Source organism: Streptomyces sp. T028 (assembly GCF_048159505.1).
In the GTDB taxonomy this organism is placed as follows: domain Bacteria; phylum Actinomycetota; class Actinomycetes; order Streptomycetales; family Streptomycetaceae; genus Streptomyces.
Window position 1 is genome coordinate 14,651 of record NZ_JBLRVZ010000089.1, and the last position, 14,601, is coordinate 29,251.

The window sequence follows — 14,601 nt, forward strand, 5'->3', positions numbered from 1 at the left end:
TGAACAGCGGGACGGGTGAGAACACGGTCGTGGGTGCCGGGAGCAGGAACATGGGCGCCGGTCACGCGGTCAAGGGCGGGGTGACGACATCGGCGAGCCGGATGGCCGCCCTCGCGCGGGCCGAGCTGACCCTGTTGGGGCGCAGCAGGAGCACACTGCTCTCGGCGGTGCTGATGCCGCTCGCGCTGCCGCTCAGTTTCGGGCCCGTGATCGACGACATGGACGTGGAGGACGTCGGTCTGACGATCGGTCTGGTGCTGCTGCCGGCGGCGATCGGCTTCTCCCTGCTGTTCGGCGTGTACTCGGCACTGACCGCGATCTACACCGTCCGGCGCGAGGAACTGGTCGTGAAGCGACTGCGCACCGGGGAGCTGCGGGACACCGAGATCCTGGGCGGCACCGCTCTGCCGGTGCTGGTGACGGGGCTGGTGCAGTCGCTGGTGCTGGTGGCGGCCTCCACCGCCGTACTGGACATACCCGCGCCGAAGGCGCCCCATCTCGCCGTCCTGGGGCTCCTGTTGGGTCTGACCCTCTGCGCGGCGCTGGGTGCGCTCACGGCGGCCCTGACCCGGACCGTGGAGAGCGCCCAGGTCACCCCCCTGCCGTTCGTGCTGGTCTCGATGATGGGCTCCGGGGTGACCGTCCCCCTGGAGATGCTGCCCGACAGGGTCGCCTCGATCTGCGAACTGCTGCCGCTGTCTCCCGCGATCACCCTGATACGCGGCGGCTGGACCGGCGACCTCTCCGCCTACGAGGCGCTGGGCGCGATATCCACAGGCCTGGCCTGGACCGTGCTGGCGGTGTTTGCTGTACGGCGGTGGTTCCGTTGGGAGCCACGGCGCTGAGACGGGGGACAGGGGCGGGGTAAGAGATGCGCGGACCGGGGGGCTGGTGGCGGGGGAAGAGCACACCGGCGAAGTTCGAGACGTATACGCGGTGGTCGTTCCACTTCTTCGGGGTGAGCGAGATCGCCGGGGTCGGTCTGCCGGCCGTCGGCTCCCTGGGGCCCGGGCTCGGCGGCGTGCTGCTGGTCCTGGTCACCGTGCACGCCGTGGTCTGCATGCGAACGGTGTCCCAGGGGCTGGACTGGACGCGCGGCCGGCGCCCCCAGCCCGTGCGGCTGCTGTGGACGCTCGCCGCGCTCACCGCCGCCATCGCGGTGGCGGCCATCTGGATCGCCCAACACGGTCCGGACCGTGAGGGCGTCGACACGACCGCGGGTGCTGTCTTCGGGGTCGTCCTGGTCATAGGGGCAGGGGTCCTCACGCTCGGCGTGCGTGACCGGCGGCGGGTGTACGCGATAGTGGCCGGCTTCTCGGTCGGCGCGGGAGTCGTCTCCTTCCCGCTGAACGTGCCGCCACCCGAGGCCGTCCTCACCATGATGGGCGTCTTCCTAGGGTCCGGGCTCCTCGCCTTCACCGCACTCTTCTCCGTCTGGCTGCTCGACGCCGTCTACCAGCTCGACGAGGCCCGCGAGACCCGGGCCCGGCTCGCTGTCGCCGAGGAGCGGCTGAGGTTCGGGCGGGATCTGCATGACGTGATGGGGCGCAACCTGGCGGTGTTGGCGCTAAAGGCGGAGCTGGCGGTGCAGCTGGCCCGGCGGGGGCGGCCGGAGGCAGTGGAGCAGATGATCGAGGTGCAGCGGATAGCGCAGGACTCTCAGCGGGAGGTGCGGGAGGTCGTACGGGGCTATAGGGAGGCCGATCTCGCGGTGGAACTGGCGGGTGCTCAGGGGGTGTTGACGGCCGCCGGGATCGCCTGCGAGGTGCGCGGGGAGGCGGACGGGCTGCCCGGTGAGGTGCAGTCGACGCTCGGCTGGGTGGTCCGGGAGACGACGACGAACGTGCTGCGGCACGGGGACGCCGGGCGGTGCTCGGTGGGGCTGCGGATCACGGAGGGACGCGTGGTGCTGACCGTGGAGAACGACGGAGCCGACGCCGGACGGGGCGGCCGAGCCGAAGCCGGACGGGACGGCGACGGCGACGGCGGTGGGTCGGGGCTTGCCGGCCTGCGGGAGCGGCTGCGGCGGGTCGACGGGACGCTGGAGGCCGGGTTCGCCGGGCCGGGGTTGTTCCGGGTGGTCGCCGAGGTGCCGCTGGACAGGACGGGTGTTGTGAGCGAGGTCACTTCATGACGGTGCGGGTGCTGCTCGCCGACGACGAGCACCTCATCCGGGGTGCGCTGGCCGCGCTGCTCTCCCTGGAGGACGATCTGGTGATCGTCGCCGAGGCGGCCACCGGACCGGAGGCGCTGGCGATGGCGCGGGCGCACGAGCCGGACGTGGCCGTGCTGGATCTTCAGATGCCGGGCGCGGACGGTGTGAAGGTCGCCACATCGTTGCGGGCCGAACTGCCCGGTTGCCGGGTGCTGATCGTCACCAGTCATGGTCGGCCTGGCCATCTGAAGCGGGCGCTTGCGGCGGGTGTGCGCGGGTTCGTCCCGAAGACGGTGAGCGCACAGCGGCTCGCGGAGATCATCCGGACCGTGCACTGCGGAAACCGGTACGTCGACCCGGAGTTGGCCGCCGACGCCATAGCGGCCGGGGACTCGCCGCTGACCTCGCGGGAGGCCGAGGTGCTCGAGTTCGCCGCCGAGGGGGCGCCCGTCACGGAGATCGCCGAGCGGGCCGGATTGTCGCAGGGGACCGTGCGGAACTACCTGTCGTCGGCCGTTTCCAAGCTGGGGGCGGAGAACCGGCACGCGGCGGTGCGTCTCGCACGCGAGCGGGGTTGGGTATAGTTGGCCTCGCGCCACGGCGCACTGCGGACGTAGCTCAGTTGGTAGAGCGCAACCTTGCCAAGGTTGAGGTCGCGAGTTCGAGCCTCGTCGTCCGCTCCAGTGAAACCCCGGTCCGGTGGACCGGGGTTTTTGCGTGACCGTGGCTCGGCCGGGGATGGGCCGAGCGGCCCCCGGTTTCGCGGGGGCCGGTCGAGGCCTTCCGGGTCAGAGCCTGTGTCATATCCCCGGCCGGATCAGCGCGCGGCGTCATGGGGGTCCCCCCGCTCGAGCGAAGCCGAGCGTGGGGGAGGAGCCACGTGGGTGTTTCGGCAACGCGGCTGGGGGCACCTCCCACGCCCTTGAGGCAGTGGGGGTGGGGGGGTGCCCCCTCTGGGGGAGCGTGCCAGGTGTCGCGCGCCCGGCCGGGGATATGACACTGGCTCTCAGGACCAGGGGGTGCCGGTCAGGAGTTCGTACGCCTCGATGTACTTGGCGCGGGTCGCGTCGACGATCTGCTGGGGGAGCTGCGGCGGGGGCTGCTCGCTCTTGCGGTCCCAGCCGGACTCGGGCGAGGTGAGCCAGTCGCGGACGAACTGCTTGTCGTACGACGGCTGGGCGCGGCCCGGCTGCCACTGGCCGGCCGGCCAGAAGCGGGAGGAGTCCGGGGTGAGGACCTCGTCGGCGATGACGAGGGTGTCGCCTTCGAAGCCGAACTCGAACTTGGTGTCGGCGAGGATGATGCCGCGGTCGCGGGCGATGTCACGGGCGCGCCCGTAGACGGCGAGGGTGGCCTGGCGCAGCTGGGCGGCGGTGTCGGCGCCCACCTGGCGGGCGACTTCCTCGTAGGAGACGTTCTCGTCGTGCTCGCCGACGGCGGCCTTGGTGGCCGGGGTGAAGATCGGGGCGGGGAGTTCGCTGCCGTCGACCAGGCCCTCGGGGAGGGCGAGGCCGCAGACCGTGCGGGACTCGTTGTACTCGACGAGGCCGGAGCCGGTGAGGTAGCCGCGGGCCACGCACTCGACCGGGAGCATCCGCAGGGACTTGCAGACCAGGGTGCGGCCGGCCCAGTCGGCGGGGGCGCCGGCGGGCAGTTCGGTGCTGAGGACGTGGTTGGGGATCAGGTCGGCGAGCTGGTCGAACCACCACAGGGAGAGCTGGGTGAGGACGCGGCCCTTGTCGGGGATCTCGGTCGGCAGCACCCAGTCGTAGGCGGACATACGGTCGCTGGCGACCATCACGAGGTCGCCCGCCTCGTTCTGGTACAGCTCACGCACCTTGCCGGTGTGCAGATGCACCAGACCCGGCACCTGAAGCGGCTCGGGCTTTTCTACGAATCCGGACACGGTTCCTCCGCGTGGCTCTGTCCTAGGCCTTGATTGTCCCGTATGGGGGCATGGCTCAGGGCAGCGGGTCAGTCGCGCTTGCAGATGCGGTCGAGAAGGTTGGCGGTGGCGCGCTGGATGCGGGCGTCGACATGGCCGGGGCGGTCGAGGGCGGGGGACCAGGCGAAGGTGCCGGAGGCGAAGACCAGGGCGCCGGAGGGGGCGCGGTAGAGGGAGGTCTCCTGGTGGCGCAGGACGCCTTCGCCGTCGGTGTACGGGGAGTGGGCGAGGAGGATGCGGTCCTCGTGGTGCGGAAGCGGGGTGCGGGGGAAGTAGCGGTCGGCCTCGCCCGCGACCAGGCCTTCGATGCCCTCACCCTCTTGGGTTCCGGTGGCCTCCCACAGCCAGTGGTCGGCGTTGCGCACGATCAGCGGATGCGGGTCGGGGACGCGGCCCGCGTACTGGATGCCGACCAACTGCTGCTCCGCGCGGTCGATCTCCCGCCAGAGAACCGACTTGCCGGGGCCCTTGCGTTTGCGGCAGGTGAGCAGCCGGGCGGGGACTCCGGACGGGGACGGGCCCAGTTCGACCTGCCAGTACAGGGTGTTGGCGGAGAGGAAGACGAGGGAGGTGCCGCTGTCGCGGGCGAGTTCGACCGTGCGGCGCATGTTCGTCGACCAGTACTCGTCGTGGCCGGGGAAGACCAGGCCGCGGTAGCGGGTGGGGTCGACCTGGCCGGAGTGCAGATCGCGGGCGTCGGCGTAGGCGAGGTCGTAGCCGTAGCGCTCGGCCCAACGGATGAAGTCGTAGGCGTGGCCGACGTGGAGGGGCAGGCCCGCGCCCGCGTACGGCCGGTCGAAGGAGACGGTGGTCGCGGCGTCGGCCTCGCCGAGAAGGCGGCCGTTCTTGTCCCAGGCGTGGTAGAAGCTGGCGCCGGTGCGGCCGTCCTCGGGGTAGAGGTTGTAGGCCTGCCAGGTGACATCGGGCAGGAGGAGCAGCAGGTCGGCGGGGCGCCGGTCGCGGACGGTGAAGGGGACGTGGGAGCGGTAGCCGTCGACGGTGGTGAGGACGGCGACGTACGCCCCGACGCTCCAGTACGAGGGGATCTGCAGCCGCCAGGAGAGCCACCAGTGGTGGCACGAGACCGTGCGGTCGGCGGTCAGCGGCGGGGGCTGGACGATGCCGGAGAGCCGGGGGCTGGTGGTGATCTTGGCGGCGCCGGCCCCGTCGTAGTGGCCGATGCGGTAGATGTCGACGCTGAACTCCTGGGGCGGGTCGACCGTGATGTGGAAGTCGACGGCCCCGCCGGGGGCGACCGCGCCGGTGGAGGTGAAGCCCTTGATCTGACGGCGGACGTCGTCGGCGGAGCGGGGGACGCCGGACGCGGGCGCCGGGGTGGGCGCGGTGCGGGGGCCGGGGACCTTGGGGCTGCCCTCGCCGCCGGGCTTTCGCGCGGGGGCCGGGTCGACGTACCAGGGGACGACCTGGCCGGTGTCGTCGAAGTACGTCTCGCTGCCGCGCAGCCAGGGGACGGGGCCCTGGCCGAAGGGATCCGTCACGGCATGGGCCAGTGCTCCCGACTCCCAGCGGCGGATGTGCTCCGGTCCCGGTGCCATGGCGCTCCCCTCCCTGGTGCCCCCGTGGTCGTCCGGCGGTGCGGTCGCTTCGCGCTGAACGCTGAACGCTGACTGGCCGACTGGCCGACTGGCAGGTTGGCTGTCCTATGTCGCACGCCCATGCCATGGGCGCGATCGGTCCCAGCACATCACATAACGCGCGCAGACAGTCACTATTCGTTGCGAATTAGCCGAAAGTGGAACCAGGGGGTCCGTTCCGGGCAAGGTCAGCCGAGTCGTACCGGCTTCTCGGGGCGTATGCCCAGTTCCACCAGCCAGGCGTGCAGGGGGGCGGCGTCACCGTCCTCGACGAGGCTGAGGACACGGGCGGCGAGGTCGGTCACGCGTTCGCCGTCGACGAGGAGGGTGGGGCCGTCGAGCCAGTCGAGACCGGGGGTCGCGCCGACGGTGTCCATCGCGGCGCAGCAGACCATCGCCGTGACGTGGTCGGCGAGCAGTTCGCGGTCGGTGCGTGGGGGCTGGAGCGGGAAGAGGGGGAGCGCGCCGTCCTCCCACAGGGGTCCGTCGGGGCCGCCCTGCCCGCCGCTGGGCACGGGAGGCCTTGCCGCCTCCTCGCGCGCCACCTCCGTACCGAGCCGCGCGGCAAGCGCTGTGCTGTGGGGGTTGGGGGCGGGGAGCCCGTCCTCGTCGTCCTCGTCCTGGTCCTCGTCGGGTGCGGGGTGCGTCGGGGGCTGCGGGGAATGAGGGGGCGGGGCGCCTGCCGGGCTCGGGGCGGCGGTGGGGGCAGTGGGGGTCGTGGGGCCCATGGGTGCTGCGGGGCCCGTAGGGGCTGCGGGGGCGTCTCGGTCCGATGAGGCCTTGGCCGCTGTCGGGTCGCTTCTGTCCGCCGGGCCGGTGTCGATCACCCGGCCTTCCCCGTCCGGCAGATCCCTGTCGATTGCCGGGCCGTGCCTGTCCGGTAGCCCCCTGCCCGGCGCCATCGGGTCGCTCTGGTCCGACAGGTTCGCGGGAGTCGCCAGGTCACGTCCGTCGGATAGGCCCGCGGGGGTCTTCGGGTCACCCCGGTCCGAGAGACCCACGGAAGTCGCTCGGTCAGTCGGGTCAGTCGGGTCCGTCGGGTCCGTCGGGTCGGCTGTCAGGTGGTCCAGGACGCGGGCCAGGGTGGGGCCGACCGGGTGGGGGGACGGAGGGTCGGGGGTGGGGCGGACGCCGAGGGCGTCGAGGACTCGGTGGAGACGGGCCGCGTCGGTGCGCCATTTGCGGTCCACGACCTCCTCCGGGTACTCCTGCCAGTCCACCGGGGACCAGTCCGGTCCGGGCTCCGCGGGCCCGCCGTGGAAGAGGCGGGCGGCGAGCAGGGAGGCCGCCTCGTCGACGGCGCCGGGCTCTTCGAGCAGGTCGCAGGCGGGGCGCTCTCCGAGCCGGGAGGCGAAGCCCTCGGCCAGACGGTCCCGGCGGGAGAGCTCCGTCAGGGCGGCCACGACGCCGGCGTCCAGCCGGGAGGGCCAGCGGCCCATCCGCCAGGCCGGCAGCGCGACCCGGGTCAGCAGCCGGTCCCAGCCCGCGTACGCGAGGCCCACCTGCTCCTGGGCGACGATGCGCAGCCCGTAGTCCACAGCCTGTGCACGCTCGGCCGCCGCCGCTGCCACACCCCGCTCCATCTCTGCGGCGTGCACCTGGCAGCTGCGCAGCATCAGCCGGCTGACCCAGCCGATACCGGCACAGACGAGGCGGGCGGCGGGACAGCGCCCGCGGTCTGCGGAGACGGCCACCGCGGCGTCCAGCCCTCGTACGAAGCGCCGGGCCGCGGCTATGTCGGGGTGCGCCGAGGGGCCCGTACCGGCGACGACCGGGGCGAGCACGGCGCGCAGTTCGCCTACGCGCATCCACCACAGGAACGGGGAGCCGATGACGAGGACCGGTGCCGTCGTCGTATGGCGGGGCAGGTGGTGGCGGCTCGGGCCCGCGCCGGCTATCTCGTCACCGGCCCGGGGCGCGGGCGGGCTGTGGGCCGGGTGGGTGCGGTCCTCCAGCCAGCTGTCGCAGTCCGGGGTGAGCGCTATCGCCGAGGGCACGGGGACGTCGAGGCGGTCGGCGAGGTCGCGCACCAGCCGGTACAGATCGGGTGCCGCCTCCTCGGCGACGGCGACCGTGGGGCTGACGGCGGGGCGGCCACGGGCGACGACCAGGCCGACGACACCGGCGGCGAGCAGCACGACCAGCGCGACCACGCCCACCACCCAGCGGGCGACGTCCCAGCCCGGGCCCATGAAGTGCCCCGTGGAACCACCGGCGAACAGGATCACCGCGGCGGCCGCAGGCAGCAGCGCGACGGCGAGTGCCCGGCTGCGGATGCGCAGCACGGCCAGTGCCCGGGCCCGCGCGCTCTGCGTGCCCGCCTCCACACCCATGCCGGTCACGACCGGAACTCACCCCCTCGCCGTCTCGCGGTCCTGGCTCGCCTGCTCTTGCTCACTCCCCCACTGTGGCACCCGCCACTGACATCGCAATGCCGGTGGGCCAAGTGCCGGAATGCTTGCGCCGCACCCTAGTTGGCGCTCCGGTCTCCGTCAGCCGGATAGCTCAGCGCTCACTCGATGGAATGGCTTTGGGGAAGGGTGGAAGACGGTGGGCAACGATCAGGCCCCGGGTTTCGGGGAGTCCGCGAGGGAGTCCCCCGGAACCCGGGGCCTGAGGGTGCGCACAGGATGCGCCAGGGGTGCGCTGGGGGTGCGCTGGGGGATGCTGCCTGGTCGCAGGCGTGTTTTACGCGCCCGCGGGCGGTAGGCGTCCGCAGGTGTGTTACGCGCCCGCAGCCGCCTTCGCGGCGATGTCCGTACGGTGCTGGGAACCGTCGAGACCGATGCGCGCGACGGCGTTGTACGCCCGTGCGCGGGCCTCGGTGAGGTCCGCGCCGGTCGCGGTGACGGACAGGACACGGCCGCCCGCGCTGACGACCGTCCCGCCGTCCTGCTTCGTCCCGGCGTGCAGGACGTACGCGTGCGGGGCGTCCTCGGCGGCCACCTCGGCGAGGCCGGTGATCGGGTCGCCGGTGCGCGGGGTGCCGGGGTAGTTGTGCGACGCGATGACGACGGTGACGGCCGCGTCCTCGCTCCAGCGCAGACGCTCGAGGTCGGCGAGGGTGCCGGTCGCGGCCGCGAGCAGGACACCGGCGAGCGGGGTCCGCAGCCGGGCCAGCACGACCTGCGTCTCCGGGTCGCCGAAGCGGGCGTTGAACTCGATGACGCGGACCCCGCGGGAGGTGATGGCGAGGCCGGCGTAGAGCAGCCCGGAGAACGGGGTGCCGCGGCGGCGCATCTCGTCGACGGTCGGCTGGAGGACGGTCGCCAGGACTTCCTCGACCAGCTTCGGGTCGGCCCACGGCAGCGGCGAGTACGCGCCCATGCCGCCGGTGTTCGGGCCCTCGTCGCCGTCGAGCGCGCGCTTGAAGTCCTGGGCGGGCTGGAGCGGGATGACCGTCTCGCCGTCGGTGATCGCGAAGAGGGAGACCTCCGGGCCGTCGAGGAACTCCTCGATGACCACACGGTCGCAGGCCGCGGCGTGCGCCTTGGCCGCCTCGAGGTCGTCGGTCACGACGACACCCTTGCCGGCCGCGAGACCGTCGTCCTTCACGACGTACGGCGCACCGAACGCGTCGAGGGCCTCGGCGACCTCCTCGGCGGTCGTGCAGACGTACGAACGGGCGGTCGGGACGCCTGCCCCGGCCATGACCTCCTTGGCGAAGGCCTTCGACCCCTCCAGCTGCGCGGCCTCCCGGGACGGCCCGAAGACCGGGATCCCCGCCTCCCGTACGGCGTCGGCGACCCCGGCCACCAGCGGCGCCTCCGGGCCTACGACGACCAGCTCGGCGCCGAGGTCCCGCGCCAGCGCGGCCACGGCCTTGCCGTCCAGGGCGTCGACCTGGTGCAGCTCGGCGACCTCGGCGATGCCGGCGTTGCCGGGAGCGCAGTGCAGCGCGGTGACGGCGGGGTCGAGGGACAGTGAGCGGCACAGGGCGTGTTCGCGGGCGCCGCTGCCGATGACGAGGACGTTCACAGGGGTCAGCCTAACGGGAGGCGGCGTGGTCCCTTTGTGCGGGAGGCCGAGGGCCGGAGGGCCGGGACACTGTGCGTTCCTCCGAACTCGCCCCGGCGAAGGTGGCTCGTCGGTGTACTCCCTCTACTCGTTGGTGTACTCCTCCACCACCGTCGCCCCCAGCTCGCGCACGATCAGTTCGTGGCCGGAGAGGGCCGACTCGTTGAGGTCGGGGTCGTCGTCCTCGGGGATGTCGTCCTCGGGGGCGACCGGTTCCGGGGCGGGGGGTTGGGCAGGAGCGGGGGCCGTGGGAACAGGGCTCGCAGCGGGTCCGCCAGCGGAAGCGGAGGCGGACTGCGTCTGTGGGGCGGGGCCGGCGGGCGCCGGGGTCTGGGCGGACGGGGCGTTGCCGCCGTAGCCGCCGCCCGGGGCGCCGTAGGACGAAGAGGCGCCGGGGGTGCCGTATCCGCCCTGTGCTCCGCCGCCGCCTGGAGCGCCGTAACCACCGGTGGGCGCGGGGGCCGAACCACCGGACGGGTCGATGACCGCCTCGATCTTCCACTGGACGTTGAACTGCTCGCCCAGCGCCTGGCGCAGCACGTCCTCGCTGCCGCTGCTCGCGAAGTTGTCACGGGCACCGGCGTTGACGAAGCCGAGCTGGAGCGTGGTGCCGTCGAAGCCGGCGACATGCGCGTTCTGGCTGAGGAGGATCCAGGTGAAGCGGCGGCGGTTCTTGACCGCTTCCAGGATGTTGGGCCAGAGCATGCGGGGGTCGAGGCCGCCGGCGGGGGGTGCGTAGGCGGCCGGCGCCGCAGCCGGGGCGGAGGTGGTGTGCTGGGCAGGGGCGGGGGGCGGGACAGGAGTGGATGCCGCTGGGGGACGTACCGCTCCACCGCCCGCGGGGGTGGCCGTGGGCCAGCCGCCCGGCCGGCGGCCGCTGCCCGCCGCGGTGGCGGTGGGCCAGGCGCCCGGGGCGGGAGCGGCGGGGGCCTGGGCGGTCGACTGTGCGGGGGCGGCTTCGGCGGGGGCTGGAGGAGCTGAGGGAGCCCCTGTGGCCGGGGCGGAGGCCGCGGCGGGAGGCATGGCGGAGGGCTGGGCCGGGGGCTGAACGGGGGGCGGAGTCTGCGGCTGTCCCTGGAACTGGGCCGGGGCCACGGCCGGGGTCGGGGCCTGCCCGGCGTACGGGGCCGGACCACCGGCTCCCGCGCCACCCCGCACGGCCGCCCGGGCGGCGGCCGCTCCGCCGCCCGGCGGGATGGGGGCGCCACCGGTCGCGGCCGGGCCGGCGTGGGCCTCGGGGCCGGGGACGTACCCCACGGTGGGCATGCCCTGGACGCCGCCGGCGGAGAAGTTCACGCCGCGCTCGATGCGGTCGAGGCGGGCCATGACCGAGCGCTCGTCGCCGTATGCGGCGGGAAGCAGCACGCGCGCGCAGATCAGTTCGAGCTGGAGGCGGGGCGAGGTGGCGCCACGCATCTCGGTGAGGCCCTCGTTGACGAGGTCGGCGGCACGGCTGAGCTCGGCGGCGCCGAAGACGCCCGCCTGGGCCTGCATGCGCTCGATGACATCGGCCGGGGCGTCGATGAGCCCCTTCTCGGCGGCGTCCGGCACGGCGGCGAGGATGACGAGGTCACGCAGCCGCTCCAGCAGGTCGGCGACGAACCGTCGGGGATCGTTGCCCCCCTCGATGATCCGGTCCACGACCTCGAAGGCGGCGGCCCCGTCACCTGTGGCGAAGGACTCGACGACGGAGTCGAGCAGCGAGCCGTCCGTGTAGCCGAGCAGAGAGGTGGCCATGGCGTACGTCACACCGGCGTCGCTCGCGCCCGCGAGGAGCTGGTCCATGACGGACATGGAGTCACGCACGGAACCGGCACCCGCGCGCACGACGAGCGGCAGCACGCCGTCCTCGACCGGGATGTCCTCCTTCTGGCACACCTCGCCGAGGTAGTCCCGGAGCGTCCCCGGCGGCACGAGCCGGAACGGATAGTGATGGGTCCGAGACCGGATCGTCCCGATGACCTTCTCGGGCTCGGTGGTGGCGAAGATGAACTTCAGATGCTCCGGGGGCTCCTCGACGACCTTGAGGAGCGCGTTGAAACCGGCCGACGTGACCATGTGGGCCTCGTCGATGATGTAGATCTTGTACCGGCTGCGGGCGGGCCCGAAGAAGGCCTTCTCCCGCAGGTCACGGGCGTCGTCCACACCACCGTGCGAAGCGGCGTCGATCTCGATGACGTCGATCGAACCCGGGCCGTTCCTCGCGAGGTCGCGGCAGGAGTCGCACTCCCCGCACGGGGTCGGCGTGGGGCCCTTCTCACAGTTCAGACAGCGGGCCAGGATGCGCGCGCTGGTGGTCTTCCCGCACCCACGCGGCCCGCTGAACAGGTACGCGTGATTGACCCGGTTGTTCCGCAGCGCCTGCTGCAGCGGGTCGGTGACATGCTCCTGCCCGATGACCTCGGCGAACGACTCCGGGCGATAACGGCGGTACAGCGCGAGAGACGACACGCATACGAGGTTATAGGCGCCCACTGACAACCGGACCCGCACACGATCCCACCCGTGAAACGCAAGCGCCCCCCACGCACCCGCCAGAGCCGACCTACCCTTGCTGCCTTCCGGCCCTGGGGGAGTTCAGTCAGATAGCGCCGCGTGAGGGGCTGCCCAAACAGTACCCGATGCCGACGGCCAGCAACGACCCCGCCGGACCGCCGAGGAACGAGTTCGCGAGCACTCCTCTCGGTCATGTAATGTTTCCGGCGGAGGATTCGCCTAGAGGCCTAGGGCGCACGCTTGGAAAGCGTGTTGGGGGCAACCCCTCACGAGTTCGAATCTCGTATCCTCCGCAGCCGCCTGAACAGGCGAAACGAAGCGGCCCCGCTGTGATCAGCGGGGCCGCTTCGTTGTCCACTCAGCCGTCGTTGTCCTGGTTTTTGTCCACAGGCGCCGTTTCCGGGGCTCCCCAGATGGCTTCGGCGATCTTCCGGGCGACGTCCTTGAGCATGGCGTCCGGCACATGCAGGTACCTCGCCCGCATGCTGTCGGACGTGCCCGGCTCCCACCCCATGATCTGATCAATGACGCGCGCCGGGACACCAAGGAGCATGAGCACGGTGGCGGCCGTGTGCCGAGCATCGTGAAGCCGGGCGTTCCGGACCCCGGCGTCATCCAACAGCCGCTTCCAGTCGTGATAGTCCGTGTTCGGGCTGAGTGGACCCCCCAGAGGCTTGGTGAACACGTAGTCCGACTCGATCCACAGGTCGCCGGCCGCCTTGCGCTCGCGCTCTTGCGTCTCGGCGTGGGCCCGAAGCATGGCGACCAGCGGGCCCGGCAGGGGCACGGCGCGGCGGCCAGCGCGGGACTTGGTGTTCTTGGTCTCGCGCCGAACCTGCACCTTGTCCGGGCAGTACCCCGCCTTTCGGCCGCACGGTGAAGATTCCGGGCACCCGTGCTCGTACCTGGGGCGCAGACGGTTCCGGCGTAGCTTCAGGTACTCGTTGTTCAGAGGGCGGTACGTGACGAGATGTCGCTTTTAGCGTCCCCGGAACGTGTGGCACGGCCCCATCTGAGCTGATGGGGGAGTCCTGGCGTGCTGGAGTGTTCTTCGTGAGCGACCGCCAGCCCTACAAGAGCGACTTGTCCGACGAGCGGTGGGCCTTGATCGAGCCCGTCATCGCCTCCTGGAAGGCCCAGCATCCCTCGGTCAGCGGCCATCAGGGCGCCTACGAGATGCGGGAGATCGTCAACGCGCTGCTCTACCAGTCCCGGACCGGCTGCCAGTGGGACTACCTCCCCCACGATCTGCCCCCGGCCGGCGCGGTGAAGTACTACTTCTACAAGTGGCGCGACGACGGCACCGACCAGACCATCCACGACCTGCTGCGCTGGCAGGTCCGCGAGAGCCGGGGGCGCAAGGCGGACCCGAGCCTGGTGGTGCTTGACACCCAGAGCCTGCACGCGGCCACCGGGGTGCCCGCTGGCACCACCGGAAGGGACGCGGCAAAAAAAGTCCCGGGCCGCAAGCGCGGCCTGGCAGTTGATGTTCTCGGTCTGGTGATCGCGGTGGTGGTGCTGGCCGCGTCCGCGCACGACAACTCTGCCGGTATCGCCCTGTTGGACAAGGTCGCCGCCGACACCGACACGGTGCAGAAGGCCCTGGTGGACCAGGGGTTCAAGACCGCCGTCATCGACCACGGCAAGAAGGTTGGCATCGACGTCGAAGTCGTCGAGCGCAACCCGGCAACCAGCGGGTTCGTGCCGCAACCGATCCGGTGGCGAGTGGAGCAGGTGAACGGGATCATGATGCTGCACCGCAGACTGGTCCGCGACTACGAACACCGGCCCGCCTCNGCCCGCCTCGGCCGAGTCGAGGGTGTACTGGGCCATAAGCGACCGGATGTCCAGGATGCTCACCGCGACCTCCACCCCCACCTGGCGCGGCGCATGAACAACGACGAGCTCACCCTGGGGGCGGTCCTCGCCCGCCTGGAGGAGCAAGAGCGTGAGATCGCCACGCAGGCCGAAGCGACGCGAGCGCGCATCACGGAACTCACCGCGCAACTGGAGGAGTTCGGCCGAGTCGCCGAAGAGGTCCGCATCACCCGCAAGACGCTGCTGGCGCTGCCCGAGCCGGCCTCGCCGACACCGCCGCCCGTGAAGCTGCCGGACCATCCGGCCTACCAGCAGATCATGGCGGTGTTCGCCGCAGCCGACGCCCCGCTGCGGGCGCGGGCGGTCTGCGAGGCGATGGACCTGGAGATCGCACCCAACAACGTCAACAACGTCCGGCTCAAGCTCAAGCGGCTGGCCGAACGCGGAATCCTGATCGAGTCCGAGCAGGGCTTGTTCACCAAGCCGCAGTCGTAGCCGCCTGGTCAGGCCACGACCAGCCCGACAGCCCCACCCGAAGGCCCGAAACGGGCATCACGTCACGTACCGCCCTCTCA

General features: G+C 72.0%; 9 protein-coding genes, 2 tRNA genes, 1 other RNA gene and 2 pseudogenes. 7 read left to right on the forward strand and 7 right to left on the reverse strand.

The features are described from left to right. Positions 1-50 precede the first annotated feature (50 nt). The 4 genes from ACLZN2_RS49600 to ACLZN2_RS49615 all read left to right on the forward strand — a co-directional run bounded on the left by ACLZN2_RS49600 (position 51) and on the right by ACLZN2_RS49615 (position 2,838). Positions 51-845, forward strand: coding sequence for an ABC transporter permease (locus tag ACLZN2_RS49600; RefSeq protein WP_416986736.1), 795 nt, complete (start codon positions 51-53; stop codon positions 843-845). Positions 846-871: 26 nt separating this feature from the next. Next, positions 872-2,134 (forward strand): sensor histidine kinase, encoded by a 1,263-nt coding sequence (locus ACLZN2_RS49605; RefSeq protein WP_416986724.1) that lies wholly within the window; start codon positions 872-874, stop codon positions 2,132-2,134. Further along, a complete protein-coding gene (locus ACLZN2_RS49610) occupies positions 2,131-2,739 on the forward strand; it encodes a response regulator (protein ID WP_416986726.1) in 609 nt (202 codons plus the stop codon). The genes ACLZN2_RS49605 and ACLZN2_RS49610 overlap by 4 nt, the downstream gene beginning before the upstream one ends. Positions 2,740-2,762: 23 nt before the next feature. Next, positions 2,763-2,838: transfer RNA gene (locus tag ACLZN2_RS49615), tRNA-Gly, on the forward strand. A 323-nt stretch (positions 2,839-3,161) separates the two neighbouring features. On the opposite strand, the gene ACLZN2_RS49620 is transcribed toward ACLZN2_RS49615, so the two are convergent. The 6 genes from ACLZN2_RS49620 to ffs all read right to left on the reverse strand — a co-directional run bounded on the left by ACLZN2_RS49620 (position 3,162) and on the right by ffs (position 12,320). Next, a complete protein-coding gene (locus tag ACLZN2_RS49620; RefSeq protein WP_416986727.1) occupies positions 3,162-4,061 on the reverse strand; it encodes a phosphoribosylaminoimidazolesuccinocarboxamide synthase in 900 nt (299 codons plus the stop codon). Positions 4,062-4,129: 68 nt separating this feature from the next. After that, positions 4,130-5,656, reverse strand: coding sequence for a N,N-dimethylformamidase beta subunit family domain-containing protein (locus tag ACLZN2_RS49625; RefSeq protein ID WP_416986729.1), 1,527 nt, complete (start codon positions 5,654-5,656; stop codon positions 4,130-4,132). 227 nt (positions 5,657-5,883) lie between these two features. Then, positions 5,884-8,028, reverse strand: coding sequence for a hypothetical protein (locus ACLZN2_RS49630; RefSeq protein ID WP_416986738.1), 2,145 nt, complete (start codon positions 8,026-8,028; stop codon positions 5,884-5,886). Between the two features lie 391 nt (positions 8,029-8,419). Then, entirely contained in the window at positions 8,420-9,673 is a 1,254-nt protein-coding gene (purD, locus tag ACLZN2_RS49635) for a phosphoribosylamine--glycine ligase (RefSeq protein ID WP_416986731.1), read from the reverse strand. 123 nt (positions 9,674-9,796) lie between these two features. Next, positions 9,797-12,163, reverse strand: coding sequence for a DNA polymerase III subunit gamma and tau (locus ACLZN2_RS49640; RefSeq protein WP_416986733.1), 2,367 nt, complete (start codon positions 12,161-12,163; stop codon positions 9,797-9,799). A 58-nt stretch (positions 12,164-12,221) separates the two neighbouring features. Continuing rightward, positions 12,222-12,320: signal recognition particle sRNA small type (ffs, locus tag ACLZN2_RS49645), an RNA gene on the reverse strand. 96 nt (positions 12,321-12,416) lie between these two features. Here ffs and ACLZN2_RS49650 point away from each other — a divergent pair. Next, positions 12,417-12,501: transfer RNA gene (locus ACLZN2_RS49650), tRNA-Ser, on the forward strand. Positions 12,502-12,566: 65 nt separating this feature from the next. On the opposite strand, the pseudogene ACLZN2_RS49655 reads toward ACLZN2_RS49650, so the two are convergent. Then, a pseudogene (locus ACLZN2_RS49655) lies at positions 12,567-13,160 on the reverse strand (tyrosine-type recombinase/integrase); the annotation flags it as partial. Positions 13,161-13,261: 101 nt separating this feature from the next. Between ACLZN2_RS49655 and ACLZN2_RS49660 the strand changes: the two are divergent. Both ACLZN2_RS49660 and ACLZN2_RS49665 read left to right on the forward strand, forming a co-directional pair. Beyond that, a pseudogene (locus ACLZN2_RS49660) lies at positions 13,262-14,102 on the forward strand (IS5 family transposase). Further along, the gene (locus tag ACLZN2_RS49665) at positions 14,099-14,521 is read left to right on the forward strand and encodes a hypothetical protein (RefSeq protein WP_416986734.1); all 423 of its coding nucleotides are present in this window, start codon (positions 14,099-14,101) and stop codon (positions 14,519-14,521) included. The pseudogene ACLZN2_RS49660 and the gene ACLZN2_RS49665 overlap by 4 nt, the downstream one beginning before the upstream one ends. The last annotated feature ends 80 nt before the right edge of the window (positions 14,522-14,601 follow it).

Coding starts and splice junctions, on each gene's coding strand:
- ACLZN2_RS49600 (WP_416986736.1), top strand. CDS start 51: ATGGGCGCCGGTCACGCGGTCAAGGGCGGGGTGACGACATCGGCGAGC.
- ACLZN2_RS49605 (WP_416986724.1), top strand. CDS start 872: ATGCGCGGACCGGGGGGCTGGTGGCGGGGGAAGAGCACACCGGCGAAG.
- ACLZN2_RS49610 (WP_416986726.1), top strand. CDS start 2,131: ATGACGGTGCGGGTGCTGCTCGCCGACGACGAGCACCTCATCCGGGGT.
- ACLZN2_RS49625 (WP_416986729.1), bottom strand. CDS start 5,656: ATGGCACCGGGACCGGAGCACATCCGCCGCTGGGAGTCGGGAGCACTG.
- ACLZN2_RS49630 (WP_416986738.1), bottom strand. CDS start 8,028: ATGGGTGTGGAGGCGGGCACGCAGAGCGCGCGGGCCCGGGCACTGGCC.
- ACLZN2_RS49665 (WP_416986734.1), top strand. CDS start 14,099: ATGAACAACGACGAGCTCACCCTGGGGGCGGTCCTCGCCCGCCTGGAG.